The sequence below is a fragment of the Paraburkholderia sp. BCC1885 genome (assembly GCF_900996235.1).
In the GTDB taxonomy this organism is placed as follows: domain Bacteria; phylum Pseudomonadota; class Gammaproteobacteria; order Burkholderiales; family Burkholderiaceae; genus Paraburkholderia.
Genome location: NZ_CAAJGM010000155.1, coordinates 1 through 26,061, shown reverse-complemented (window position 1 = coordinate 26,061; position 26,061 = coordinate 1). Strand labels below are relative to the sequence as shown.

At 61.5% G+C, this 26,061-nt stretch carries 20 protein-coding genes; 13 read left to right on the top strand and 7 right to left on the bottom strand.

All coding sequences use genetic code 11. The features are described 5' to 3' along the window. Nucleotides 1-3: 3 nt before the first annotated feature. The 8 genes from FQ755_RS15090 (at nt 4) to FQ755_RS15055 (ending at nt 9,504) form a co-directional block, all read left to right on the top strand. Nucleotides 4-543 (top strand): Hcp family type VI secretion system effector, encoded by a 540-nt coding sequence (locus FQ755_RS15090; RefSeq protein WP_144155484.1) that lies wholly within the window; start codon nt 4-6, stop codon nt 541-543. Between the two features lie 70 nt (nt 544-613). Further along, a complete protein-coding gene (gene tssE / locus FQ755_RS15085; protein ID WP_144155482.1) occupies nt 614-1,093 on the top strand; it encodes a type VI secretion system baseplate subunit TssE in 480 nt (159 codons plus the stop codon). A gap of 66 nt (nt 1,094-1,159) precedes the next feature. Continuing rightward, nucleotides 1,160-2,998, top strand: coding sequence for a type VI secretion system baseplate subunit TssF (gene tssF, locus FQ755_RS15080; RefSeq protein WP_144155480.1), 1,839 nt, complete (start codon nt 1,160-1,162; stop codon nt 2,996-2,998). After that, nucleotides 2,962-4,047 (top strand): type VI secretion system baseplate subunit TssG, encoded by a 1,086-nt coding sequence (gene tssG / locus FQ755_RS15075; RefSeq protein WP_144155478.1) that lies wholly within the window; start codon nt 2,962-2,964, stop codon nt 4,045-4,047. Before tssF ends, tssG begins: the two co-directional genes overlap by 37 nt. A 53-nt stretch (nt 4,048-4,100) precedes the next feature. Beyond that, nucleotides 4,101-6,779 carry a type VI secretion system ATPase TssH gene (tssH, locus tag FQ755_RS15070; RefSeq protein WP_144155476.1) on the top strand — a complete coding sequence of 893 codons (2,679 nt, stop codon included), beginning with the start codon at nt 4,101-4,103 and terminating at the stop codon, nt 6,777-6,779. An 85-nt stretch (nt 6,780-6,864) separates the two neighbouring features. After that, entirely contained in the window at nt 6,865-7,974 is a 1,110-nt protein-coding gene (tssA, locus tag FQ755_RS15065; RefSeq protein ID WP_144155699.1) for a type VI secretion system protein TssA, read from the top strand. 185 nt (nt 7,975-8,159) lie between these two features. After that, nucleotides 8,160-8,648, top strand: a complete 489-nt coding sequence (locus FQ755_RS15060) for a hypothetical protein (protein ID WP_144155474.1) — start codon at nt 8,160-8,162, stop codon at nt 8,646-8,648. A 100-nt stretch (nt 8,649-8,748) separates the two neighbouring features. Then, nucleotides 8,749-9,504, top strand: a complete 756-nt coding sequence (locus tag FQ755_RS15055) for a Fic family protein (protein ID WP_144155472.1) — start codon at nt 8,749-8,751, stop codon at nt 9,502-9,504. 24 nt (nt 9,505-9,528) lie between these two features. Here the strand turns inward: FQ755_RS15055 and FQ755_RS15050 are convergent, their stop codons facing one another. From FQ755_RS15050 to FQ755_RS15035, 4 genes are all read right to left on the bottom strand, one after another. Further along, on the bottom strand, nt 9,529-10,500 hold the full coding sequence (locus tag FQ755_RS15050; RefSeq protein WP_144155696.1) for an OmpA family protein: 972 nt from the start codon (nt 10,498-10,500) through the stop codon (nt 9,529-9,531). 28 nt (nt 10,501-10,528) lie between these two features. Then, entirely contained in the window at nt 10,529-11,521 is a 993-nt protein-coding gene (gene tagF, locus FQ755_RS15045; protein WP_144155470.1) for a type VI secretion system-associated protein TagF, read from the bottom strand. Further along, nucleotides 11,518-15,465, bottom strand: coding sequence for a type VI secretion system membrane subunit TssM (tssM, locus tag FQ755_RS15040; RefSeq protein WP_144155468.1), 3,948 nt, complete (start codon nt 15,463-15,465; stop codon nt 11,518-11,520). Before tssM ends, tagF begins: the two co-directional genes overlap by 4 nt. A 288-nt stretch (nt 15,466-15,753) precedes the next feature. Further along, on the bottom strand, nt 15,754-16,596 hold the full coding sequence (locus FQ755_RS15035; RefSeq protein WP_144155466.1) for a M15 family metallopeptidase: 843 nt from the start codon (nt 16,594-16,596) through the stop codon (nt 15,754-15,756). A 126-nt stretch (nt 16,597-16,722) separates the two neighbouring features. On the opposite strand from FQ755_RS15035, the gene FQ755_RS15030 reads away from it, so the two are divergent. Continuing rightward, nucleotides 16,723-17,715: a hypothetical protein gene (locus tag FQ755_RS15030; RefSeq protein WP_144155464.1), complete on the top strand. Its 993-nt coding sequence runs from the start codon at nt 16,723-16,725 to the stop codon at nt 17,713-17,715. Between the two features lie 27 nt (nt 17,716-17,742). Here FQ755_RS15030 and FQ755_RS15025 read toward each other — a convergent pair whose 3' ends face one another. The 3 genes from FQ755_RS15025 to FQ755_RS15015 form a co-directional block, all read right to left on the bottom strand. Next, nucleotides 17,743-18,699 (bottom strand): LysR family transcriptional regulator, encoded by a 957-nt coding sequence (locus FQ755_RS15025; protein ID WP_144155462.1) that lies wholly within the window; start codon nt 18,697-18,699, stop codon nt 17,743-17,745. A gap of 246 nt (nt 18,700-18,945) precedes the next feature. Further along, nucleotides 18,946-19,998, bottom strand: a complete 1,053-nt coding sequence (locus tag FQ755_RS15020) for an NAD(P)-dependent alcohol dehydrogenase (protein ID WP_144155460.1) — start codon at nt 19,996-19,998, stop codon at nt 18,946-18,948. A 558-nt stretch (nt 19,999-20,556) separates the two neighbouring features. Continuing rightward, nucleotides 20,557-20,949, bottom strand: coding sequence for a helix-turn-helix domain-containing protein (locus tag FQ755_RS15015; protein ID WP_260858599.1), 393 nt, complete (start codon nt 20,947-20,949; stop codon nt 20,557-20,559). Nucleotides 20,950-21,013: 64 nt separating this feature from the next. On the opposite strand from FQ755_RS15015, the gene FQ755_RS15010 reads away from it, so the two are divergent. The 4 genes from FQ755_RS15010 (at nt 21,014) to FQ755_RS14995 (ending at nt 25,886) form a co-directional block, all read left to right on the top strand. Beyond that, nucleotides 21,014-23,107 carry an acyltransferase family protein gene (locus FQ755_RS15010; RefSeq protein ID WP_260858598.1) on the top strand — a complete coding sequence of 698 codons (2,094 nt, stop codon included), beginning with the start codon at nt 21,014-21,016 and terminating at the stop codon, nt 23,105-23,107. A gap of 105 nt (nt 23,108-23,212) precedes the next feature. Beyond that, nucleotides 23,213-23,620, top strand: a complete 408-nt coding sequence (locus FQ755_RS15005) for a hypothetical protein (protein ID WP_144155458.1) — start codon at nt 23,213-23,215, stop codon at nt 23,618-23,620. Between the two features lie 529 nt (nt 23,621-24,149). Beyond that, nucleotides 24,150-24,866 carry a hypothetical protein gene (locus tag FQ755_RS15000; protein ID WP_144155456.1) on the top strand — a complete coding sequence of 239 codons (717 nt, stop codon included), beginning with the start codon at nt 24,150-24,152 and terminating at the stop codon, nt 24,864-24,866. A 144-nt stretch (nt 24,867-25,010) separates the two neighbouring features. Continuing rightward, nucleotides 25,011-25,886: an FRG domain-containing protein gene (locus FQ755_RS14995; protein WP_144155454.1), complete on the top strand. Its 876-nt coding sequence runs from the start codon at nt 25,011-25,013 to the stop codon at nt 25,884-25,886. Nucleotides 25,887-26,061 lie beyond the last annotated feature (175 nt).

Here is a 26,061-nt window from a genome sequence, read left to right as displayed (position 1 = left end):
GTTATGAAGGACATCTATTTAAAATTCGGCAATCCGGCGATCAAGGGCGAGTCCGCCGATAAGGATCACCAGGGCTGGATCGAAATCGATTCGTGGAATCACTCGATCACGCAACCGCGTTCGGCAACGGCTTCGACAGCCGGCGGCCATACGGCGGAGCGCTGCGAGCATGGCGACATGGTCTTCACCAAAGACATCGACGTGGTTAGCCCGCTGCTGTATCAACACGCTTCGGGCGGCACGACGTTCGACGAGGTGACGGTCGACTTCATGCGCTCGGACGGCGAAGGCAACCGCATCAAGTATCTGGAAGTGAAGCTGAAGTACGTGATCATCTCGAGCGTGGCGCCGAGCGTGGGTTCGCCCACGGTCACCACCGGCACGAGCGACGCGCCGGGCGTGTCGCTGCCGAACGAGCAGTTCTCGCTGAAGTACGCGGCGGTGCAGTGGAAGTACACGCAGCAGAAGATCGGCGGCAATCAGGGTGGTAACGCGCAGGGCGCGTGGAGCCTGACGAAGAACGACAAGACATACGCAGTCTGATGGGCGGCGCGGCGTCCGTACTCGACCCGCGGACGCCGCGCGGCGTTTTGCAGCACTTCTTCGGCACCTGATGAAACGATTCGAACCGAGCTTCCTCGACAAGCTGTTCGACGACGAACCGCATTTGCCGGCTTCTCCGGCGATGCGGCAATTGTCGCTGGAAGAGCTGAAGGCAACCGTGGCGCGCGACGTCGAGGCGATTCTGAATACGCGGATCGCCCTGACCGAACACGAACTGGCCGCGCTGCCCGAGTGTCAGCGTTCGGTGTTGACGTATGGTCTGAACGACTTCGCGGGCCTGAGCCTCGCGAGCCATTATGACCGTACCTTCATCTGCAAATCGATTCAGCAGGCCATCGCGCGGCACGAGCCGCGCCTGAAGCAGGTTGCAGTCACGCTCGAACTGAACGAACAATCCACCAACGCGCTGAATTTTGCCATTCAGGCGCTGCTGGTCGTGCATCCGGCGGAAGAACCGGTGAGTTTCGACGCGATGCTGCAACCATCGACGTTGCAGTATTCCGTATCGCGCGCCCGCGCGAAGCTTTAAAACCAGCTTGCTGGCCGCCGTCACGCGCCACGGCGGCGTGGAAGTGTCAGGTCCGGGGATAGGTTGATGGAAGAACTGCTGCCGTATTACGAGCGCGAACTGGCATTCCTGCGGCGCTACTCGAACGATTTCGCCAATCGTTATCCGAAGATCGCCGCACGGCTGGCGATGTCCGGTGAGCATTGCGAAGATCCGCACGTGGAGCGGATGATCGAGTCGTTCGCGCTGCTCGGCGCACGTATCAACAAGAAGCTCGACGACGATTACCCCGAATTCACCGAAGCCCTGCTGGAAGTGCTGTATCCGCATTATCTGCGGCCGTTTCCCTCGTGTTCGATTGCGCAGCTCGGCACCTCGGGCGCGTTCGCGCATCTGACCGAGCCGGCCACCATCGAGCGCGGCACCGAACTGAAATCGCGGGCGATTCGCGGCGTGCAATGCCGCTTTCGCACCGCCTACGACGTGACGCTGGCGCCGCTCCGCATCTCGGAGGCGAAGTACACCTCGGTGGCGATGGCGCCGAGCGCGACCGTGCTGCCCGGCAATGCCTCGGCGATCGTCTCGATCACGTTCGAATCGACCGCGGCGCAACTCGATCTGGGCGCGCTGAAGCTCGGCAATCTACGCACGCATCTGCACGGCGAACAGTCGTTTATCGCGGGCCTGACCGACTGCCTGTTTGTCAACGCGCTGGCCAGCTATGTGGAGGCCGACCGCTGCGGCGTGTGGACCGCGCTGCGCAATTCTCCGCTCGCGCAGGCCGGTTTCGACGAAGCGGACGCGTTGATCGATTATCCGGCCAAGTCGCATCCGGCGTATCGGCTGCTCACGGAATACTTTGCGTTCCCCGACAAATTCAATTTCGTCGACTTCGATCTGGCCGCGATGACGCGTGCGAGCGGTCGTTGCAGCCGTCTGACGCTGCACGTCGTGCTCAAGGATGTGCGCAGCGACTCGCACGTCGCACGTCTGCTCGATTCGTTGTCGGCGCAGCATTTCCGGCTGTTTTGCACGCCGGTGGTGAACCTGTTCAAACAGCACGGCGAGCCGATCCGTCTGACGCATCAGGCCGTTTCGTATCCGGTGATTGCCGAAGCGCGGCGCGCTTTTGCCTACGACGTCTATTCGATCGACTCGGTCAAGCTCGTCAGGCAGCAGGCGCATGAAGAATCGGTGATCGAATTCAGGCCGTTTTACTCGCTGCATCACGGCGAAAAACAGCGCGCCGGACATTACTGGTTCGCGCGCCGCAACGACTGGGTGGCGCAGAAAAGCCCCGGCTATGAAACGGAAATCTCGATCGTCGATATCGACTTCGAACCAGCCGCGCCGCAAACCGATACGCTGAGTCTCGAGCTGACCTGTACCAATCGCGATCTGCCGGCGGGACTCGCCATGGGTCTCGAAGGCGGCGATCTGTTCCTCGAAGGCGGCTCATTGACCGGCAATATTTCGATGCTGCGCCGGCCCACGCCGAGCGTGCGCTTCGAACGCGGTCGTGCGGTGCATTGGCGGCTGATTTCGCATCTGGCGCTCAATCACGTCTCGCTTGCCAGCAGCGGGCTCGCCGCGCTCAAGGAAATGCTGGTGCTGTACGACGTGCGGCGCACGGCGGTGTCGGCGCGGCATATCGACGGGCTGGTGGGCATCGAGCAGCGCGCGGCGGTGCAATGGCTGCCCGGCAAACCGTTTGCCACCTTCGTGCGTGGCATGGAAATTCGCCTGACGATCGACGAGGACCATTTCGTAGGCACGAGCCTCGCATCGTTCGTGCGCGTGATCGACACGTTTTTTGGGCTGTACGTGCATCTGAACAGCTTTGTGCAACTGGTCGTCGTGTCGAAGCGCACCGGCGAGGAGATCCTGCGATGCAAACCCCGCAGCGGCGAATCGATCCTGGCGTAATCGGGCAACTGCTCGACGAGCCGCATCGTTTCCAGTTTTTTCAGGCGGTGCGAATCCTCGAGAAGTGGTTCGCCACAAATAACTCCACTCGTCCCGGCGAAATCGTCGCGCAGCGAATCGCGTTTCGTAACACACTCTCGCTCGGCTTTCCGCCCAGCGAGATTCAGGGCGCGCAGTCCTACGACGATCAGGGCGCGGCGCTCAAGGACAAGCCGCAGCGCGACAGCGCAGTCGAAGACGGCACGCTTGGCAAGGTCGACATCACGCCGGCGTTTTTCGGGCTGCTGGGCGGGCAGGGCGCGCTGCCGCTGCATTACACCGAGCAGATCATCGCACGTGAGCAGTTGCGACGCGACCGGGCGGCGCGCGAATTCTTCGACGTTTTCTCGAATCGTGCGACCGCGCTGTTTTACTCGGCGTGGAAAAAATACCGGCTGCCGTTTCACTACGAACTGGATCGTGACGAGCGCTATCTGCCGTTGTTGCTGGCGCTTGCCGGCGTCGCGGATGCCGACACGCGCGGCACTCTGCAACAGGGCGACGGCGCGCTGTTCGACGAAGCGATTGCGGGCTACGCGCTGGCGGCGCGGCATCGGCCGGTGTCGGCTGCATATTTGCAGCGCACGTTGTCCGAATACTTCGAAGTGCCAGTGCGTGTCGATCAGTTTGTCGGCAAATGGTACGACGTGCCGCACGATCAGTTGACGGTGCTCGGCAGCGTCAACGCCACGCTGGGCGCGACCGCGCTCGCGGGCGAGCGGGTCTGGCAGCGCGACATGCGGGCGCGCCTCGTGATCGGTCCGCTCGACAAAAAGGACTACGAAGCATTTCTTCCGGGTGCCGAGCGCGCCATTGCGCTGGAACGGATGCTCACGCTGCTCGCCGGCGTCACGCTCGAATACGAAGTCTCGCTGGTGCTGCGCCGCGCGGAAGTGGGCCCGATCCAGCTCGGCCGGGGCGCACGGCTCGGCTGGGATGCGTTTCTGTGCACTCACGAGGCCGAGCGCGACCGCGCGGATGCGCGTTATGAACTGCACGTCATCCACTGAATCCGGCAAGACCACACGACGTCACGATACGAACAGGACCTGGACCGCACGACATGAGCACGCCCCTCAAGACCCTGATTGCGAAACTGAACCCGACCTGCCGCCAGGCCACCGAGCGGGCCGCCAGCAACTGCCTGTCACGCGGTCACTACGAGGTGGATCTCGAGCATCTGTTTCTGGCCTTGCTCGACGAGCCGGCAGGCGACGTGTCGCTCGTGCTGCGCGCGAGCCGCATCGATGCGCATGCGTTGCGTGCGGACCTCGAACGCGAATTGCAGCGGCTGAAAACCGGCAATACACGCACGCCGGTGTTTTCCGTGCATCTGATCGCGCTATTCGAGCAGGCGTGGCTGGTGGCGTCGCTCGACTCGCAGATTGGCCGCATCCGTTCGGGACATCTGCTGCTGGCCCTGCTGAGCGCGCCGGATCTGGCGCAGTTTGCACAGCGCATGTCGCCCTTGTTGCGCGAAGTGCGGCTGACCGATCTCAAGCATAAGTTCGATGAACTGACGGTCGGTTCATGCGAAGCGGAACGCAGTCATGCGACGGGAGCCGATGACAGCGGCGACGCCGCAGCCGATCCACAGCAATCCGCGCAGACCGGCGGCCCGTCCAGAACGCCCGCGCTCGACACGTACACGACCAACCTGACGCAGCGCGCCCGCGACGGCCATATCGATCCGGTGATCGGCCGCGAGGCGGAGATTCGCCAGACCATCGACATCCTGATGCGCCGCCGCCAGAACAATCCGATCATGACGGGCGAAGCGGGCGTCGGCAAAACGGCGGTGGTCGAAGGGCTGGCTTTGCGCATCGCCGCCGAGGATGTGCCCGCACCGCTCAAAGGCGTGGCCTTGCACGTGCTGGATATGGGCCTGTTGCAGGCGGGTGCAAGCGTCAAGGGTGAATTCGAAAACCGCCTCAAAAACGTAATCGACGAGGTCAAGAAGAGCGCGCATCCGATCATTCTGTTCATCGACGAGGCGCATACGATCATCGGCGCGGGCGGCCAGGCCGGACAGAACGATGCGGCGAACCTGCTGAAGCCGGCGCTCGCACGCGGCGAATTGCGCACGATTGCCGCGACCACCTGGAGCGAATACAAGAAATACTTCGAAAAAGACGCGGCGCTCGCGCGGCGTTTTCAGGTGGTGAAGATCGAAGAGCCGAACGAGCTGCTGGCGGCGTCCATGTTGCGCGGCATGGCGGCGCTGATGGAGCGGCATTTCAACGTGCGCGTGCTGGACAATGCCATTACCGAAGCCGTGCGCCTGTCGCATCGCTATATCAGCGGGCGTCAGTTGCCGGACAAGGCAATCAGCGTGCTCGATACGGCCTGCGCGAAAGTGGCGTTGGCGCATAGCTCGACGCCGGCTGCGATCGACGATGCGAAGAAGCGTATCGAACGCATCGACGCCGAAGTGGCCGCGCTCGAGCGGGAAGTCGCGAGCGGTGCGGTCCACGAGGAGCGTCTTGCCGAATTGCGCGGCCTGCGCGAAACGGACGTCGCGACCTTGGCCGTCAATGAAGCGCGCTACGACAAGGAGCGCGCGCTCGTGTCGGAGATCGGCGAACTGCGCGGGCAGATCGACGCGGCGCGCGGCCGCAGCGCCGATGCCGAACAGGCTGAAAAAGCGGCGTCGGCGCGTGAGACGCTCGCCATGCGCGTGAGCGAATTGCACGCCCTGCAAGGCGCTCAGCCGATGGTGCCGCTGCAGGTCGACGGCCATGTGGTGGCCGAGATCGTCGCCTCGTGGACGGGGATTCCGCTTGGCCGCATGGTCAAGGACGAAATTCAGACCGTGCTGAACCTGCAGCCGCTGCTCGCCGCGCGCGTGATCGGCCAGGACCATGCACTCGACGCGATCGCGCAGCGCGTGCGTACCGCGAGCGCGAATCTCGAAGACCCGAACAAGCCGCGCGGCGTATTCATGTTCGTCGGCCCGTCGGGGGTGGGCAAAACCGAAACGGCGCTGGCGCTCGCCGACATCCTGTACGGCGGCGAACGCAAGATGGTCACCATCAACATGAGCGAGTATCAGGAGGCGCATAGCGTGTCGGGGCTCAAGGGCTCGCCGCCGGGTTACGTCGGTTATGGCGAGGGCGGCGTGCTGACCGAAGCGGTGCGGCGCAATCCGTATTCCGTCGTGCTGCTCGATGAAGTCGAAAAGGCCCATCCGGACGTGCTGGAAATGTTCTTCCAGGTGTTCGACAAAGGCACCATGGACGACGCCGAAGGCCGCGAGATCGACTTCCGCAATACCCTGATCATCCTGACCTCGAACGTCGGCTCGCAAGCAGTGATGCAGGCCTGTCTCAACAAGAGCGAAGAAGAGTTGCCGAGCGCCGACGAACTGGCCGAAACGTTGCGGCCGCAACTATACAAGGCGTTCAAGCCGGCGTTCCTCGGTCGCATGAAGGTGGTGCCGTACTATCCGATTTCCGACGACGTGCTGGCGGAAATCATCGAACTGAAGCTGGAACGGATTCGCCGGCGCATCGAGTCGAATCACAAGGCGGTGTTCGAATGGGACGAATCGCTGGTGGATGCGGTGCTGGCGCGTTGTACCGAAGTGGATTCGGGTGCGCGCAACGTCGATCACATTCTTAACGGCACGCTGTTGCCCGAAGTAGCGCAACAGGTGCTGGAACGGATCGCGGACGGCACGGCGCTCCAACGGATTGCCGTGCGCGCGAGCGAGGCCGGTGAATTCGAATACACGGTTGTGTGAAGCGTTTGAATCGTCGAAGGCGGGCGAATCGCCCGGCCTGTTTTAACGCCTGAAGCCAGGCACTCACTGCATTTCAGCCATGCTCATGCCCGCTAACATCAACACGCTGCTGGAACCGATTAGCGAAACCTCGCCCTGCGGCGACGACCTGCTGTTCTCCGCCGACTTCGACGCGATCCAGCATGCGCGGCGCTTCGACGACCCGTCGCTCGATCAGGGCGACTGGGTCACCGAGATCAAGGAAGCCGACTGGCCGTTCGTGGTCGAACGAAGCACGAGCCTGCTCAAGACGCAAACGAAAGACTTGCGGCTCGCGGTATGGCTCACGGAAGGCCTCGCCATCGAAGACGGCGTGGTGGGTCTGACCGACGGCTACAAACTGATCACAGGGCTTTCGCAGCGTTTCTGGGACCATCTGCACCCGTTGCCCGAGGGCGACGGCGCGGAGTACCGCCTCGGCAATGTCGCGTGGCTGATGGGGCGCACAGCCGAGCTGTTGCGGGCCATGCCGCTGACCGCGGCGCCGGGCAATCTCTACAGCACCGTCGATTGGGAAGTGGCGACCCACGTCGCCCAGGCCATCAAACGCGACCCCGATCACGCAGACGATATCGCGCGCGGCAAGCCGTCCATCGATCAGATCGAGGCGTCCAGACGCGTGAGCCCGGTGGCGTTCTACGCCGGCTTGCTGGCGGATCTGAAGGCCTTCGAAGCGGCCATGCTGGCGCTCGAACAGGAGCTGGACCACCGCGCGGGCGATGCCGCGCCGAGCTTTCGCCAGGCGAAGGACGCGTATGAAGGGGTATTCCGGCTCGCCGAGCGCTTTGCCCGCGAACTTGGCGTCACGGCCGAGACGGTGGCGAAAGCGGAGAAGCCGGAAGCCGTCGAGCGCGCCGAGCCCAGTTTCAGGAACTCACCGCAACGGGAGGAACCCGTGTTGACGACCGTATCGAGCAATCCGCAGGTGGGCGTTGCAGGCATCCAGAATCGTGCGCAAGCGGTGGCGCAACTGCGCGCCGTGGCGAAGTTCTTTCGCAGCACGGAGCCGCATAGTCCGGCGGCGTATCTGGCCGACAAGGCCGCGGAATGGGCGGAGATGCCGCTGCATCAATGGCTCTCGACCGTCGTCAAGGACGATGGCTCGCTTGCGCATATCCGCGAGTTGCTGGGTGTGAAGCCCGACGAGAGCAATTGAAGTTTTTATTTCAGACCGGCCGAGACAGGCCAAAGCGGGCCTGGCCGCAAAACGCTGCCCGTAGTGGGTTTCATCCAATCACCCTAAAGATATCTCCTTGGGCTGCCGTTATAGGTTGTAGCCCAAGAGCCTCACTTTACTGATGCCTTGCGGTTCGGCAAGGAACAGAAAAGCGAGGAGGGGGGATGTTCACCGCAGTTGCTTCATCGAAGGGCCAGGGTTCGCGTCTTACGCTGGTAGCGCTAATTGGCGTTCTGGCCGGTTGCAGCGATGGCATTTCGCAGTCTGACGTGCAATTCGTGACCTCGGCAATGCCGCCGCAGTTCACGTCATTCCGCATGTATCACACGGCGCCCGACAACGCCGCACCTTTCGGCAACTCGGGGTCTCACGGACCGGTACGGCTGCAGCAGGGTTGCGAGGCGATCCTGCATCTGCCGGGCGGCGACAAACGCGAATCGGTGATCCTCGATAGCGGCGCCGATGATTCGTTCGATCTCGACGCCATTCGTACCGCCGACGGCTGGAACGTCAGTTCCGATGGTCTCTCGCCACCGGCCGACAATCCGGTCGCGTTTCGGACGCAATTCACCAACTGCGTCAGCGCGATCCAGGACAAGTATCAGGCCGAGCCGGATAAGGCGCCGTTTTCGGGGCCGGAGGTATTGAAGTAGGGGCGTGGTTGCCGCCGGATGCACGCCCAATTGAGGGTGGGAACGCGGTGCTATGATAGGCGGACCCCAACCCGCTGATTCGTGCCTTAAAAGAAACGTGATGGCTTCCCAAACCGCGGCGCTCCTGCAAGCAATCGATGCCGACAAGGCCAGGCTGGATGCCGTGCGTCCGATGCCCGCACACACGCTGGCGTCGTTGCGCGAAAAACTGATGCTGGAATGGACCTATCACTCGAACGCCATCGAGGGCAATACGCTCACGTTGCGTGAGACCAAGGTCGTGTTAGAAGGCATTACGGTCGGCGGAAAGTCGCTGCGCGAACACTTCGAGGCCACGAATCACCGTGACGCCATTCTGTATGTCGAATCGATTGTGGCGAAGAACGAGGCGTTGAGCGAATGGCAGATCCGCAATATTCACAACCTCGTACTCAAGGGCATCGACCAGACCGAAGCAGGCCGCTACCGTCAGGAAAATGTCGTGATTGCCGGCGCGAGCACCACGCCGCCCGACTTTCTGCATTTGCCCGAGGAAATGCGCGCGTTGATCGAATGGCACGAGCAGGCTAACGCGCTGCATCCCGTCGAGGGTGCGGCGGAACTTCACACGCGCTTCGTCAAGATTCATCCGTTCGTGGACGGCAATGGTCGCACCGGTCGCCTGCTTCTCAACTTCGAGTTGATGAAAGCCGGCTATCCTCCGGCGATCATCCAGAAAGAAGACCGGCTGGCCTACTACGACTCGCTCGACGAGGCGTGCGTGAGCGGCGACTACACGGGTATCACGCAGTTGGTGGCGAACGCGGTGCAACGCTCGCTTGCCGCTTACCTCAGCGTTTTAGGGCTGAATCACTAGCCCCAGCGGGTTTTACGACACCCCTCAGGTCCCGCTCGTCCCCAACCCCGCCCGAAACTCGATCCGCCGGTTCCTTGCCTTGCCGTCATTGGTATCGTTGGACGCGATCGGCTGATCCGGCCCGACGCCCGTCGTCGACAACTGCTGCGGCGGGATGCCCCTGGACACCAGGTAGCCCTTGACCGCATCCGCGCGCGCCTGGCTTAGCGCGATATTCGAGGTGCGGTTGCCGGAGTTATCGGTGTGGCCGATGATCGCGACGGTGTTGTTGGTCATCTTCGCCAGCACCGCCGCCATCTGATCGAGAATGGCCTTGCCTTGCGGCGTGAGCGTCGCGCTGCCGGTTTCGAATTCGATCGTGCGGTTCGCCAGCGTCTGGTCGAGCAGGCCCTGTTGCGACGCGCTCACGCGCAGGCCGTTCTTGATCGTGTAGGTCGGATTTAGCGAGTTCGCCATATCGCTCGCCAGTTGCTGACGCTGCGCCTCGTTGCTCACTTCGCCCTTGACATCGACCTCGGTGCCGTCGATTTTCAACTGCCCCTTGCTGATCTGCTTCAACTGCGGGCCGATCAGCTTCTGCACATTGGTACCCCAGTTCGGCGGCGTCGCCACGTCGGCGACTTCGATCTGATCGACCACATTGGCCGCGCCGTATGTGTCGCGCAGTCGTTGCAGCACGGCCGCCTTGGTGGCCTCGTCCGGCACCTTGCCGCCCACCACCACCTGGCCCGGCGTCGCGTTGGCCGGCGCGGGCATCTGCGAGACCGCGCCGGTGGCGCCACGGCTCACCGTGTTGGGCGCCGCCGGCGTCGCGTTGCTGGCGGACGGTCCCGGCGGCAGGACGGTCGTATGAATCGACGTGCTGCTATTGTCGACCGGCGTGACGTTCGCCGGCCCGGCGTTGTCGGCGCGCGCGAGGCCGCTGAACAGCAAGGCGCCGAGCAAGGCCGCGGCGGGCGCGATGTGCCGCAAGCGCGCCGGCAATGGTGACGTCATCAGACGATCAGGGCTGCTTGACATCGCCTCACTCCCCGGAAAACGCTTCGCGGAACGTGTCGATACTGACGCGCAGCGACAGTTGCGGTTGATCGAGGTAACTGACGAGCTTGCTGATCCCATGGTCGTTTTGTGCATGTTCGTCGATCCATTCGGGATCGTCGATATCGATGTTATGTGCGGCGTAGGCCTGCGGATCGACCACGCTATGCAGCGTCTTCGCCGAGGCGCCGTTAAAGCCGATCACGAGCCGCTCGCGCTGCGCGATCGTGCCGATGAAAATGGCCAGTTCGAAATCGGCCTGCGATACGAATGGGGCGATCAGTTCGAGCCAGAACGCGGCAACAAGCGTGCGATAAAACGGATCGTTCGGCAGCGGCAAGGTCAGACCGCGTTCGAGATGCGACGAGCCGCTCGTCATCACCGGCTTGAGCAGCGAGCCAAGCGCCAGCATGGCGCCGCGCAGCCGCACCGGATGGCCGCTTGCCAGCAGCATCTGTTCGAGACCGGCGAGCGTCTGGTGTTCGACGAAATCGTTGAAGGTGCCGTCATGCGGGTTGCCCGGACCGCCGCCTACTTCGATCGGCACCTGTGTGTCGCCGAGAGCCTGCAGGGCGCCTGCGGGCTCGCTGGCGGCCAGCAGCGGCCGCATTTGCGCCGCCACCCGCGACCACAGCCGCGCGAACGCGAGCGGACTGCGCGCGAGGAACGTCAGCGGCTTTTCGACTTCCAGCGCGGTAGCGGCCAGGAACGGAAAGCGCCGCGACGACTGATCGTGACTCGCCACCATATGCCCGGCAATCGCCAGCTTGCTGCGCGAGCCGAGGAACGCGAAGTGCATCGGCCGCGCGCCTTCGTAGACGATCTTCCAGCGCGGGTCGTCGGCAAGCAGTTCCATGGCCTCGGCGATCCAGCGGTCGAGCGTCTGCAGCAACTGCGGGTTATGCGCGCTTTTGACGAAGTCGCCGCGCGACGGAATCTTGCCGAAATAGGCGATTTGCGCCTGGACGGTCTGCGTCATTGCGCGCTCCCTGAGTTCGAGTTCGCAGCCATGGCGGCGCCCGGATTCGCTTGCATGGCAGCGGAGCCGTTGGCGGAGGCCGGCACGGGCGAGCCGCCCGCGCCTGAGCCCGCGGAACCCGCCGCGCCAGCCGCGCCCGAAGCGCCGGTCTGCGTGGCATTGACCGAATTCGCCGCCGCGCTCACATCCGCCACCGACGATGGCAGATGCAGGCCACGCAGGCTCTGCTGCTGCGGCGCGTCGCTGCCGCCGCCGCCCGAAGCCTGCGAGGTGCTGATGATGCGCATGCTCACCGCCACGGTCACATTGCCTTGCGTCCACGACAGATCGAAGGTGCCGTCCGGTTGACGCTTGCGTTGCGCCGAGTTGATCAGCTTCTCCAGACCGTAGCGGCCCGGCTCGTTGACGAGCTGAATCGTGCGGCCGTCGAAGGTGGTCGCGGATAGCGTCGCACCCGGCGAGCCGGACGGATTCGGCCAGACGAAGTTGGTCCACTGCGGCGGCGTGTTGCGGTAGCGCAGTTGCTGGCCGTCGATCGCGAGGGTGTACTCGGTCGTGCCGGTGGTCGGCTGCGGCAGGATCTGGAACACCGTCTGCGGTTCCGCCGAGCCGCCGCCCTGAGCGCCGCCGCCTGCGGCGCCGCCCGAAAGCGGGGCCACCCAGCGCGCGAAGCCGCTCGTGAACTCCGGCGTGAGCGCGAGGCCCATATCGCCCCAGGTGCGCGCGGTCAGCGTATCGCCGCGGCGCACGGCGAGCGGCCCGAGCGTGGTGCCGACAAACTTCGCCACCGAACCGTCCGGGCCGAACACCTGGGCGATTTCATTCGCGCCGGCTTCGACCTTGGCGTCGGCCGCAAACGGATACTTGCTGGCGAGCGATCCCTGGAACGGCTGGTACACCTGGGCGTTCCACACCTTGTTGACTTCGACGCTGGCCGGCTGAATCACCACGGCGAATGCCTGCATCAGCGGGCGCACCAGCAGCGGCCGCAGCCCCTTGCGTTGCGAATCGGTGAGGCCGGTGAGCATCTGTTCGTCGACATACTTCAGCGAATCGGCCAGTTCCGAGCCGTTGCCGTCGAGCGTCTGCTGCATCAATTCGCGCGCGCCCGGTCCCGGGTCGCCCTGGTTCTTGATGACGTTAAAGCGCGTGCGCACCTTCGACAGCGTGTCCATATAGCCCTGCAGCATCGAGCCGTTGTCCCCCTTGGCGACGATGCGCCCGAGGCCGGCGAATTCCACGCCGATCGGACCCATCGGCAGATCGACCGGATTGCCGTTGATATCGATGTTCGCCGTGACCGGCGCCGCTTGCGTATGCGACGAGAACCATTGTCTGAACCAGCCTGTCACGCCGTTTTGCACGCCCCTGGCGGCGGCGCCGGCGAACGACGGGTTGTCCCACGAGGTCTGGTCGTAAGCGGTCTGCAGCACCTTGCGGATCGGTGAATCCTGCGGGTCGCCGAGGCGGTTCATGGCGTCGACGGCCTGGCTGAAGGTGCCGAAGTTCTGCACCGCGATGCCTTGCATGAACTTCTGCCAGTGCATTGCGTACTCGGTCTTGTACATCGAGACCAGCGCCTTCTGGATCTGCTCCGGGCTGCCTTCGAGCGTCAGGTCGTCATGCGCCGAGGTGTTGAGCACCCAGTCCTTGGCCTGCAGTTCCTTGGTGGCGGCGTCGCGAATCGCCGGCTGCACGTATTCGAACCATGCGTCGCGTGTGAAGGTGCCGGGAATCGCATAGCTGCCCGCCACCAGCGCCGTGTTGTTGTCGCCGACGATGCGCGCAATCGTCATCGGCGCGAAGCGGGTCGAGGCGCGCGCCTTGATCTCTTCATAGACACGCTGACGGGCCGGCATGCCGCGCACCACGCGGCGCAGGTTTTCGCGCGTCTGATCGACCAGCGAGAGGTTCTGGTCGATCATCGGCCAGTCGTCGTCCGAGACGCGCGACAGGTAGAAGGTGATCATGCGCTCGGCGCTGCGGATCATCTCGTCGCGCGGCATGTTGCCCCGGTTGGTTTCGAGCCAGCCGCGCCAGAAGCGCGCCACCTGATCGGTCAGGTGGGCCGTTTCGACGTGACGCTTGTCGCCCAGCATCAGATAGGTCTTGAGCGCGTTGTAGGCGTCTTCCACGTTAGTGGGGGAGGCGTCGCTATACAGGCCGCCCTGGCTTGCCGCCACCATGGCCGAGCCCTTGGTGGACACCGGCACCGCGCCGGAGTCCGGTGCGTGCGTCATCGGCGCAAGCTGGTCCGGATGGGCGTTGACGTCTTTCAGGAAGCCTTCGAGATTCTGCGCGACTGGGTCGAGCATGATCTGCTTCACGCCGTTGTAATACTCGGTCAGCAGATGCTGTTCGAGACGGTCGCCCTGATACAGCCCAAGCGAAACGGCGAGCGGCCGGTCGCGGCGGAACTGTTCGAGCTGGTCGATGCGGTCCTCGAGAATATCCATCGCCTGCAGGCGCGATTGCAGGTCGTTGCGGTTCTGCTGCAGACGGACCACGTTATCGAGGTCGGCCTGCACGTTCGCGGCGAGCTGCTGGTTGTTGACGGTCGACCAGGTCCAGCCGCCGAGCGCCAGCGCCAGCACGGCGACGAAGGCGAAGAAAGTCCCATAACGCATACGCGTTTTGGCGGGACTCGCGAACTGCTTGACCGTCTGCCGGTCGGCAAAGATCACCTTGGAGAACAGGTCGCGCAGGAAAAAGCCGTTCTTCGAAAAGGCGCTTTGCGGCTTGGGAAGCGTGTCGCCGTCGAGCCCAAAGCGATTGGCGATGCGATGCGCCGCCGCGCTATTGGTCTCGCCTTCCTGCAGCGCGCTCGTGAAGTAGAAGCCGCGAAAAATCGGCTTGTACTGGAAGGGATTGGTTTCGAACAGCGTGGCGAGGAACGAGCGCAGCGCCGGCTTGATGGTGGAGAACTCCAGCGGGAAGCTCAGTTGTCCGGGCGAGAGCTTGTTGCCGCGGCTGATCGACATCTGCGCCACGCTGATCTCTTTCAGGCCTTCGTAAAGCTCTTCAAAACGCTCGTCGAACAGACCGACCACATCGCGCTTCTCGTCCGGCTCGTAGGGCAGGGTGGCGCCCCAGACGCGGTCGTACTCGTGGCGCTCGCTGCCGCTGAAGAATTCGGTGAAGCCGGTGATCAGGTCGGTCTTGGTGAACATCACGTACACCGGCGCGAACACTTCGAGCTTCTCGGTGAGTTCCTGTACGCGCTGGCGCAGATTTTTTGCCAGGTTGATGGCGAACTCGGGGCGGCTGCCGGTCAGCTCGGCAATGCTCGCGGTGACGATAATGCCGTTGATCGGCGCCTTCGGGCGGTGACGCTTGAGCAGGCCGAGGAAGCCGAGCCATTCGGTGCGGTCTTCCTCGTGCACCGAGTAACGCCCGGCCGTGTCGAGCAGAATGCCTTCGGTGGTGAAAAACCAGTCGCAGTTACGCGTGCCGCCGATGCCGTGAATCACCGCGTTGTTCTTGTCGGCGAACGGAAACTGCAGGCCCGAGTTCAGCACGGCGCTGCTTTTGCCCGCCGCCGGATTGCCGATCACGATGTACCACGGCAGCTCGTATAGCGCCGCGCCGCCCGAGACCTGACCGATCTTCGAGGTCTTGATGGTCTTCACCGCGTCGACGAGGCGCGTGCGCAGCGCGTCGAGTTCCGCCTGGCGCGCGGGCGTCGCCGCCGCAGCGGCCTCGGTCTGTTTTTCGGCCTGCTGTTCGAGCATGTCGCCGAGCTTGCGGTTGGCGCGCCGCGCTGCCAGCCGGCGAATCAGCCAGACGATGAGCCACAGCACCAGCACGACGCCCAGCGCGATGGCCGGCCAGATCGGGTCGATCTGCAAGGTATCCGCCGCGATGAACAGCACGGCAGCGAGCGCGAGCACCCCGATGATCGAGAGCGTGCGAGGGTGGGTCAACCCGTTGAGGAAGCGTTGCATAAGCCGTTCAGGTCTGAATGTTATGGGTAGCGTGCGGCAGGACGTCCAGCGCTGCGTGCGCGTCTAGCGTGCCGGTCATCTGTTTCGGGTTGGTGTCGATTCGCGATGCTCGCCGCATGACGGGCGAAGCGAGCGGCGCGCGCCGCATGGGCGCGCCTGCGGCTCCGGGGATGGGGCCGCGCCTGCAAAAGGGGCGTGGTAATGACCGTGCCGCCCCAATCGGTCTTGCCGGCGGGAAAAATAAATGAACGCCCCATGCCAACCCCATTATTTGCCGCTTTGCGCCATTTAATGCCGCCCGATTACGAAACCGGGCTTGTGATATTCGACGTGCCCCAGATCCATCAATTTCCAGCGGCCTCCCCACACCAGACCGACCTGTTCGGCGGTCTGTCCGTATAACTGGTAGCCGCGCATGGCCCAGGGATCTTTTTCTGAAATGACGAGCTTGCCGTCACGCAAAAATGCATTGTCAGCGGCGAGCCCGTATTGGTGATAGCTCTGAAACGCTGCGGCATTGGTGACGTTTCCTCCTAATTGCGCCAGCCGGTTTTGCCGCTCCGGACTGCGATAGCCTTCAAGTAAAGCCATTTCATAGCCGTATTGTTCGTGCATGATTTTGTAGACGAGCAATAAACGGGTTCTGAAGTCGGCATCGAGCAAATTCCAGTCGCGGCTCGCATCCTGTAGCGCGGGGCGGACCTGCTCCACTTCCTGCGTTGCAAAAGCCTCCGGCGGCAAGGCTGGCGGCGGGACGAGCTGCTCGCCATTCAATAGCGCGGCGATTTTTTCGTCGGGTACTCTTACTGTGTCGTCGTATTGGAATAACTGCCGACCGCGTAATGCGATCGCGACCAATGGCGGCGTCGCAAGAATACCTGCGGTCGTTAAAATCAGCAAGCGCCGCTTTACGAGTAAATTTTGCATATCAACTACAGTTGATTGCGAAATTTTTGCCGAGCGACTTAATTGGCCGAGTGCCGCCGATGCGCTAATAGATGCATTGCGCATAAAGCGTCTGTGCAAATCGCGCACAATGTTAAATATTGAAGATCGAACCGGCGGCAATAGCAGTACAGCCGCGATCAGCACGGCAATGGCGAAATAGGTGATGAGTACGACGGCAATCAAAGGTAACCCCGGAAAATTGGAAACAATTGTATTTTGTAATGCTTGCTCTTAGAATCAGGCCTGCTCGAAGTCGAGCCGAAACGGTATTATCACGGCGAAATAAACCAGGATTCAATGAGACAGTGAATGAGTGCGCCGGACAGCTCGAATTCCAAAGCCCCGCCTAGCCTGCTGGCCGATCCGGCAAAGGGCCCGCAAGCCAATCAGGCGAAAGGTTCACCCGCCAGCGGCTCGCGGATTCTCGCGGATCTCGAAGGCCGCGTTGCGCCGCCCACCGACAAGCCACGCCGCGCGAAAGCACCCATGGTGCTGGTGGCGTTGCTGGTCGTGGCCGCCGGTAGCTGGGGCGCATGGCACCTGCAGCAGCGCGGCGCCGGCGGGCGGCCCATGGTCGCCGCCACGCAATCGCTTGCTGCGACGCAGATGGCCGCAGCACCCGTGAGCGGCAGTGCTGCCCAGGCGGCGGCCAAAGTGGCGGCAGCGTCGGTAGCGTCGGCCGCAGTGGCTTCGGTTCCGCAAGCGGCCACTATCGTCGCGGACGATAGCGAAAACAAGGACTCCAAACCATCGTTCGATGCGGCTGCATCGGCGGCGAACGGGCTGGACGACAACCGTCTATCGCGTGCGCTGGCGAACGGCGCCGACATGGGCGCTGCGTCTGCCGCGTCTGCCGCGCCGACGGTAAATGCAAAGAGCGTGAAGCCGCCGGTGACGGCATCGGCGGCGAGTCATACGCATCATGAGCACGAGCATGAAACGGCGAGCGCAGGCGCGCACGCGAAGCATGAAACGCCCGCCGCCCATCATGCAAATCAGACTGCGGTTGCGCAGGCGAAGAAGGACAAGCCGCACCCGGCGAGTAACGGCGCCACCTCGAAGGACGACCCGGATGCCGACCTGCTGGCTGCGCTGGTGGCGCGCACCAAGCCGGCCGACACCAAAGGCGCGACTACCAAAGTGAGTGCGAATACCGGCGATGCGAAACTGGCCGAACGTGTCAAGGAATGCGGCACGCGCGGCTTCTTTGAAGACCAGCTTTGCCGCTGGCGTGTTTGCGACGGCCACTGGGGTAAAGACCCTTCCTGCCCAGGAACTGCGCAGAAGCAGCCGCAACCGTAACGCCCTGAATTGCGGCCGGTCTCACGCTCACGCGTGCAACCCGCCGCGCAGCAACTGCCGCACGCGCGACAGGTCCTGATCGACGTTTTCCGCCTGCTCGAACAGCACCGCCAGCCAGTCGACGAAAGCGCGCACTCGCGGCGATACACGCCGGTTCTTCACATACGCCACCGAAACGGGAATCGGCGCCGGCTTCCACTGCGGCAGCACTTCGCGCAACTGGCCGGCATCGAGGTAAGACTGCGCGGCGATGCGGGCCGGTTGAATCAGGCCGAGCCCTTGCAAGCCGCAGGTCAGATACGCCTGCTCGTCGCTGACTTTCAGGAAGCCGTTCACCTTCACATTCAGGGTGGTGTCACCGACTTCGAAATCGAAGTCCACCGCGCGGCCGTTGTGCGGCGAGATGCAGTTCACGGCGACGTGATGCTCGAGGGCGTCGAGGTCCTCGGGCATGCCGTGGCGCGCGAGATACTCGGGGCTCGCGCAGGTCACCAGTTCGAGCATGCCGAGACGCCGGGCCGCGAGGCCGGAGTCGGGCAACTCGCCGAGCTGGATGCTGCAATCCACCGCCTCGCCGACCAGATCCACCGCGCGATTGCTGACGCCGATCGCGAGATCGATGTTCGGGAAGCGCTCGTGAAAATCGTCGAGCGCGGGCAACACCAGCGCGGTGGCCACCGAGCCCGGCATTTCGACGCGCAGGCGGCCGCTCAACTGATCGGTGGAATGGCGCAGGCTGGCTTCCATCTCGTCGATGTCGGCAAGAATCTGCGCGCATCGTTCGTAGTACGCAGCACCTTCGGGCGTGAGGCTCAGCCTGCGCGTGGTGCGCACCAGCAAGACGGTGCCGAGCAGGGCTTCGAGATTCTGCACCAGCGTCGTCGCCGTTGCGCGCGGCATATCGAGCGATTGCGCGGCACGTGTGAAACTATTGGTATCGACGATACGGATAAAAGTGCGCATCGCCTGAATACGGTCAATCACGGGCAATCTCCTGTCAAACAGTACATACGCGGGACAAGCCGAATCAAGGACGTACAGCCAACGCGCCTGGTCCCTTCGGGCGTGGCCCGATTGGAACGGCGAGTCGGCATGACGATGCAAGGCGGGAGCAGGGCAGGCCGCCGCAGCGGGCGCGGCCTGTGCATCACGGCTGGCGGGCGCTTGACCCGCCGGCGTGACGACCTGTGGAACTACCGGGGTGAATCCTTGGGGTAAAACGACCGGCAGTTACTTCCGGAGCGAGTCGAGGTCGATCACAAAGCGATATTTCACGTCGCTCTTCAACATGCGCTCATATGCATCGTTAATCTGTTGCATCGGAATAATTTCGATGTCCGATGTAATGCCGTACTCGCCGCAAAAATCGAGCATTTCCTGGGTTTCAGCAATGCCGCCAATCAGCGAACCCGCCAGACGGCGGCGCTTCATGATCAGGTTGAACACCTGCGGCGACGGGTGATCGTGTTCCGGCGCGCCGACCAGCGCCATGGTGCCGTCGCGGCGCAGCAGGTTGAGGAACGGGTTCAGGTCGTGCTGGGCCGCCACCGTGTTGACGATCAGATCGAAGCTGTTGGCATGCGCTTCCATCTCTTCCGGGTTCTTCGAAATCACCACTTCATGCGCGCCGAGGCGTTTCGCGTCTTCGACCTTCGACTGCGAGGTCGTGAACAGCACGACATGCGCACCCATGGCGCGCGCCAGCTTCACGCCCATGTGGCCGAGACCGCCGAGGCCGACGATCCCCACCTTCTTGCCGGGACCGGCGCCCCACGTGCGCAGCGGCGAGTAGAGCGTGATGCCCGCGCACAGCAGCGGCGCGGTGCCGGCCGGGTCGAGATTCTCCGGCACGCGCAGCACGAAGGCTTCGTCGACCACGAGTTGCGTCGAATAGCCGCCCAGCGTGTTCTCGCCGGTGATGCGGTCCGCGCCGTTATAGGTGCCGACCCAACCGCTTTCGCAATACTGTTCGAGGCCTTCCTCGCAGCTCGCGCAGGTGCGGCACGAGTCGACGAGGCAGCCGACGCCGACGAGGTCACCCACCTTGTGATGCGTGACATCCGGGCCGACCGCCGTTACGCGGCCGACGATTTCATGGCCCGGCACCACCGGGTAAATCGAGTTTTTCCACTCGTTGCGGGCCTGATGCAGGTCGGAATGGCACACGCCGCAAAACAGCACTTCCATCTGCACGTCATGTTCGCGCAACTCGCGGCGCTGGAATTCGAATGGGGCAAGTTTCGCTTTGGCGTCGCTTGCGGCATAGGCGTAGGTCGTAGTCATGAGTGCTCCTGCAATGAAGAGGGGTTGTTGCAAAACGCGCCGGCGCCGAGAGACTGCGGCGGCGGGAATGGGACGGTGTGGCAGGGTTCCCATCGTAGGGGGCGGGCGCCACCTCGGGAATACCTGAATATCTCGAAGGTTTGCCTATTTCTCCTGAGTGTGAGCGCTATAGGCCGTTTGATGCTAAATTTCAAGCCTTATTCCACCCCATAAATTTATTTTTAATAATCAATGGTTTATGGGCGGTAGAATCTGACCCTCCGTAGCAACAGTGGCACACAACCGTTACAGAGATTGTCTCGAAGCTAGGAGCATCTTACGCAACATCTCAAGCACATATTGCGGTGAGGTGAGCGGTTTCGACTGGCTACATCAAGGTAGTCGCTTTCAATGGCCTTTATCTTGGCTACGCTCTCTACGGCACGTCGCTGCTGGCGCGGGGGTCGTTCGTCAGTTAGACATGGCTCGCTATCGATCTCAGACAGGAAGCACGCCCTCGTGCTTGGACGCGAATGACTGCGGCCTGCACGGGCGTTCCGCAACATCTCGTTGAAGCAGTCAGGGGCCTTTTCTAACAGGCCTTGAGCCGCTTCTGGATGGACGTCGACTTGCGGGCGCATCTAACAGCGCAACTGCATCGTCGATGATCCGTTCTATCAATTCCTGTTGCACGGGTGAGAGGGGCGACAGCTTCTCCTGGATTCTGATCGCCCGGTCAAGCGGCGCGGTTCCGGCAGTGCTTAGCAAGTCTGCCAGGCGACATCGCAATGTCTCGGCGATGCCAGCAAGACGCTCAATGCTGGGAACAAGTGTGCCGCGCTCGATTCTGGAGAGCGACGGCTGCTCTATCTGGATTAGCTCTGAAAGCTGTTCCTGCGTCATGTCGAGTTCCTTACGGCGAGCGGCAATTGCCGAGCCAATCGACCGCGCGAGCTGATCTATATCGCTCAAACCTGACTCCCTCCTCTGTTGACGAGGAAGTGTCTGTTTTCAGCACGGACGCCTGAAGGGCTTCATGTGGAATAATATTCGTCCCAGAGAATATTATGACGTGATTCGGGTCGCCTTTCAGCACCGCTCACGCGAAACGATGACCAAAACCCTTCCTGACACCGCGCCTGCGGTCGCCCGTTCGCACCCTTACCGCGCCGATATCGACGGATTGCGCGCCGTTGCTGTCCTCGCCGTCGTCGTTTTCCATGCATTTCCTGCCGCGTTGCCGGGTGGTTTCGTTGGCGTCGACATCTTCCTCGTCATTTCCGGATACCTGATCACCGGCATTCTGCTCGGTGACTTATGGGCGGATCAGTTTTCGGTCAGCCGGTTTTATGCACGGCGGGCGCGCCGGATATTTCCCGCGCTACTGACTGTGCTGCTGGCAACGTGGGCGATAGGCTGGTCCTGCCTTACCAGTGACGAATACAAGGAACTGGGAAAGCATGTGCTCGCGGGCGCGGGCTTCCTGTCGAACTGGGCGCTGTGGACGGAAGCTGGCTACTTCGACCAGACGGCTTCCGCCAAGCCATTGCTGCACCTGTGGTCGCTTGGTGTCGAAGAGCAGTTCTACATTGTCTGGCCCTTCCTGCTTCTGGTCGCATTCAAGGCCCGACGAGTGGCGCTCTTCTGCGCGGCGGTCGGTCTTGCGTCGTTCATGTGCAATCTCTGGCTCACGCAGTATCACCCATCGGCAGCGTTTTATTGGCCGATGAGCCGCATCTGGGAACTGGCAGCCGGTGCCGGATTGGCGATCAGCCGGGAACACGTCGTCACAACCCGGCGCACGCCAGCGACCGAGAATGCGCTTTCGCTCGCCGGGTTTTTGCTGTGTGTGGTTTCATTTTCTGCGCTCAACTCAAAACTGGCCTTTCCGGGAGGGTGGGCGATCCTGCCCGTTCTGGGCGCAGTCGCGTTGATATCGGCAGACCCCGACAGTTTGGTGAATCGGTACGTCCTGTCAAACCGGGTCGCCGTCTGGTTTGGGAAAATCAGTTACGCGCTTTACTTATGGCACTGGCCGCTGTTGTCGTTCGCTTTCATCATGGCGGGCGACGAACCATCGTCGACCGTGCGGACTGGTATTGTCGTCATCAGCATCGGACTGGCATGGCTCACGACGATCTCGATCGAGCAACCGGTACGCCTCGGACCGCCAGCGCGCTGGAAACTCATCGTGCCGTGCGTGCTCATGCTCGGAATCGCCTATCTCGGCGGTATGACCTATGCGCGTGGTGGGCTGGGTTTCCGCAAAGGATATAGTCCGGATGCCGATGCAGGGACCGCGACGCTCGGAGCCGGACACGAGTTCGTTAATCCCGCGTGTGGCATATCGTCTGCCGATCAGCGCCTGTTCCCGTTTTGTGCGACTGACAGGCGGTCGCCGTCCCATTTCGTGGTGTGGGGCGACAGCAAGGCCGACGCACTGTACTGGGGGCTGGTGCGCAAGTCGCTGCCTGGCATGAGCTGGACGCTGATCGGACGGCCAAGCTGTGCTCCGATGGTTGGCGTTTCCCGCATCTCCTCGCATGTGGGCGACGATCCCCAGATGTGCCGTGAGGCGAACGACAAAGCGCTTCACATGCTGCTCAACAACCCGGCGCTCACGACAGTTGTGCTGGTCATGTCAGATCGGGATGTCGTTGACGCGCAGTTCGCAGCCGATGGCGCTTCGGAGGTCGACTCATCCTCAGCAGCAGTTGAAGGACTCGACAAGGCGGTCACACAGCTTCAGCGAGCAGGCAAGCACGTCTCGCTGGTTCTCGATAATCCGCGATTGCGCGACCCTCGGCAATGCATGGACAGAAGGCCATTGGAGTGGCCGGTCGTGCGTCGAGCGCTCGGAGTCACAAACCTCGGTGCCGCGAAACGCTGTGCAATTTCTTATAGCAGCCACGTCCAAAGCACAGCGGCGTATCGTGCCATCGTCGGTCAACTGGAGAAGCATCACCCCCGCATGCAAGTCTACGATCCTGCCGCCGTGCTGTGCGATATCCGGGGGAACATTTGTCCAATGACGATGAATGGACATTACCTCTATAGCTACGGGGATCACATGTCCGACTATGCGAACGGACTCGCCGCAGCGCAGCTTCTACCGATCCTTGCTCGGTGAGGACTCTTGCGGTTCCGAGCGTGCGAGAATCTATGCATATTGAAATCTCCTAGAACCATTGTGAAACAACGAGCCAAGGCGGCAGCCGTTCGAACCAAAAGACCTATGGGCAAAGAAATGCTGCTCCCTATTGCCGCGGACTTCATTCGTCAAAAATCGCTCGAACATCATCTCGCGCTCGCCACGCTACGGAGCGGCAGGGGTGGTAGCGATACGGTAGGCCGACTTTTCCACTGCATCTATGTGGCGTATTTCGTGCGCGAAGCCACGATCGGTCGTTTCGACCTTAATGTGTTTCGTGCCGCCGAGGCTGCACTTCACGAGATGGTTACCGCAGCGAAGGGAAGTGGAGTTTATGAAATTTCGGGCGACGGTTGCATTCAGATAGAGCACGTACTGGCGATGCATGATCGGCAACTGGCGACCATTCCGAGACACGTTATTGAAAACGCTCAGAAGCGGCTAGATCGCTTTTTGTCAACCGACGATCTTTCACCCATCGCGAGCGCCTAGAGTTTGTTTCCGCTCCACGTACAAATTCATTGCATACGGGACAATTGTGCGCGATACGTACCTACCGTTAACGGCTCGCAGACTTCGATTAGTCAGCGCCGTTCGTATGGCGGCGGTACGTAGTACGCCCTTCCGGTATCCTCGTCCCACGCGGTACTGCCTCGGCTAAAGGAAAAGCGGAAAGCGGAATGCTCGGGGAGTGGTTTGCCGGTCCGGTCGCAGTACTGCCGCGTTAGATGCTCTGCGAACAATTGAGCGTCGTACCGTTTGGAACCGCCGTCGTATTGCATTATCGCGGCTCGCTCCTCGTAGAATTCCATAGCGCCTTCGGTAGAGTCCATGGTGCGAATCCTGTATGGATATACAGTGTAGCCCCGTTTTCGGGGGCATCGAAAGTCCCGCAGCGTGGCCTCCGTTTGGCCGGGTGCGGTCAATCGAGATGGCCCAACGGACGTCCGCTTGTTGCCAAAAGCGCCACGAGTTTTCGCAAGCTGTATGGTCGTTGTCAGTTCAAAACTGGAAAATTAGGATGGACTACGGAACCAGAATCGCAGACTTGGAAAGGCAGATTGACATTGCCTTGGAGGAAATCACGTTGGTCATTGGCCTTCATGAGTCGTGGAAGCCGATGGCGTACGACGAGGCTTTGATTGACCGTATGGGCACCTCGTTTGCGACCGGGACCTTTAGCGTGATCCGACGGGCATTGCGTCGGGAAATGCTGATGGCGCTGATGCGTATCTGGGATGACGACAAGAGAGCAATCAGCATTCGGCGGATCGTCAGTGCGCTGCGTGAACCGGGCCTGTTCGATGCACTGGTCAGACTCCGAGCAGAAGCGACAACAGGAGGCTTCCAAATAATCCTTGCCGAGCACATCGAAAGCAATTTCCGCGAACGAATCGAGAGGGTGGGGCAACTTTGCGATAAGTACGAAAGCAACGGCATAGCGAGTGACGTGATGAAACGGCTTGTGATCTTTCGCAATACCAGCCTTGCGCATCGTCAGAAGGAGGCGCGGACAGCAGCGCATCGTAGCGCTAAGGATGAAGCGGTCGAAGCGTTCTATCTGGATACCCGAACCATCGTTGAAGACTTGATGCACGTGGTTCGTTCGACAGCGATTGATATGAAAGACACTGCGCAAGTATACGGCCTATACGCCCGATTTTTTTGGGAAGCAGTGCGCGGTGAACGTACGCTTGGGCATCCGAGTTATCGTGAACCTGTGACCCCTTCCGTATGAAGCCAGCGTCGTCGCGGCGTCGGCGGCAGCGCCCATTGCGCGCAGGCATCAACATGTGGTGGCGGGAGTCGAAAATGGATATACATTGACGCCGGGTGGGCACCGCGTGCCTTCGGATACTACATCGCCACATCAGGGGGGGCCATGACCGACTCGCTTAAGGATTACGATTCGCTTGACGACTTTTGGAATGCTATTTCGCCTATTGGAGAAATATTTGGACAGCAGAATTTTATTTACCGTGGTCACCGGGATAGCGCTTGGGGACTAGTCCCCCCGGTCTACAGGCAGGATATAATCGATAAATACAAGGGCAGCATGCCGTGGGGACGTCCGGACCACTCGGGTCAGATATATTTTGAATATATGCTGTTGCAATCTTTTGTCCACCACTGTGATTTGCGAGGACTCCCCGTCCCATTCGACTCGATGGATTTTCGAAATTATTTTGAATTCCCGAAACTCTTGCATAATGTAGATATTAATCCCGACGCTTGGCGTGACCCTAAACTGTGGCCCATAATGGCTCTCGCGCAGCACCACGGAGTTCCGACTCGCCTTTTGGATTGGTCAAGTAATTCCATGGTCGCATGCTATTTTGCTGCGTCTCGTGCAGTGACTGAACTCGACACTTATAAAGAAAAGATAACTAAAGACACAAGGATCGCTGTATTCGGATTCACTTTTAGCGAACACAGGCCAGATACAGAATACAAATACGTCAAGGTTCCCGGCAGCATTTCCGTAAACATCCCTGCTCAGAGCGGCTCGTTTATTCTGGTAAATAACTCTGGCTTTGGAAACGAGGATTTTTCTGTTGGTGTGAGTCTAGAGACGCAGCTACACTATGCGGACAAGCTAATTAAATTGACGCTACCTGTGAGCTTGGCCGGTGATCTGTTGATGAGATGTCACAAATTCGGTGTGTCTGCGGCTTCGATTTTTCCTGGGTACGACGGGGTGGCCAAAGCTGTTCTAGAACGAAACCTCGCGAACTCATTCGTGGACAGATTGGCATAGTGAGCCGAAAGGGAATATCCTCGCCGAGACGAACGTCGACCCTGTTTGTCGGTAAGCGGCTCGGCTGGGCCGTGTCCTCACGCGCGCGCGAGCAAGGCATGATGGTGATGGCGTGTTGGAGTCCGTGTAGATCAAGGGAGATCGTGTCCACGATCGGCGATCGTGGACACGATCT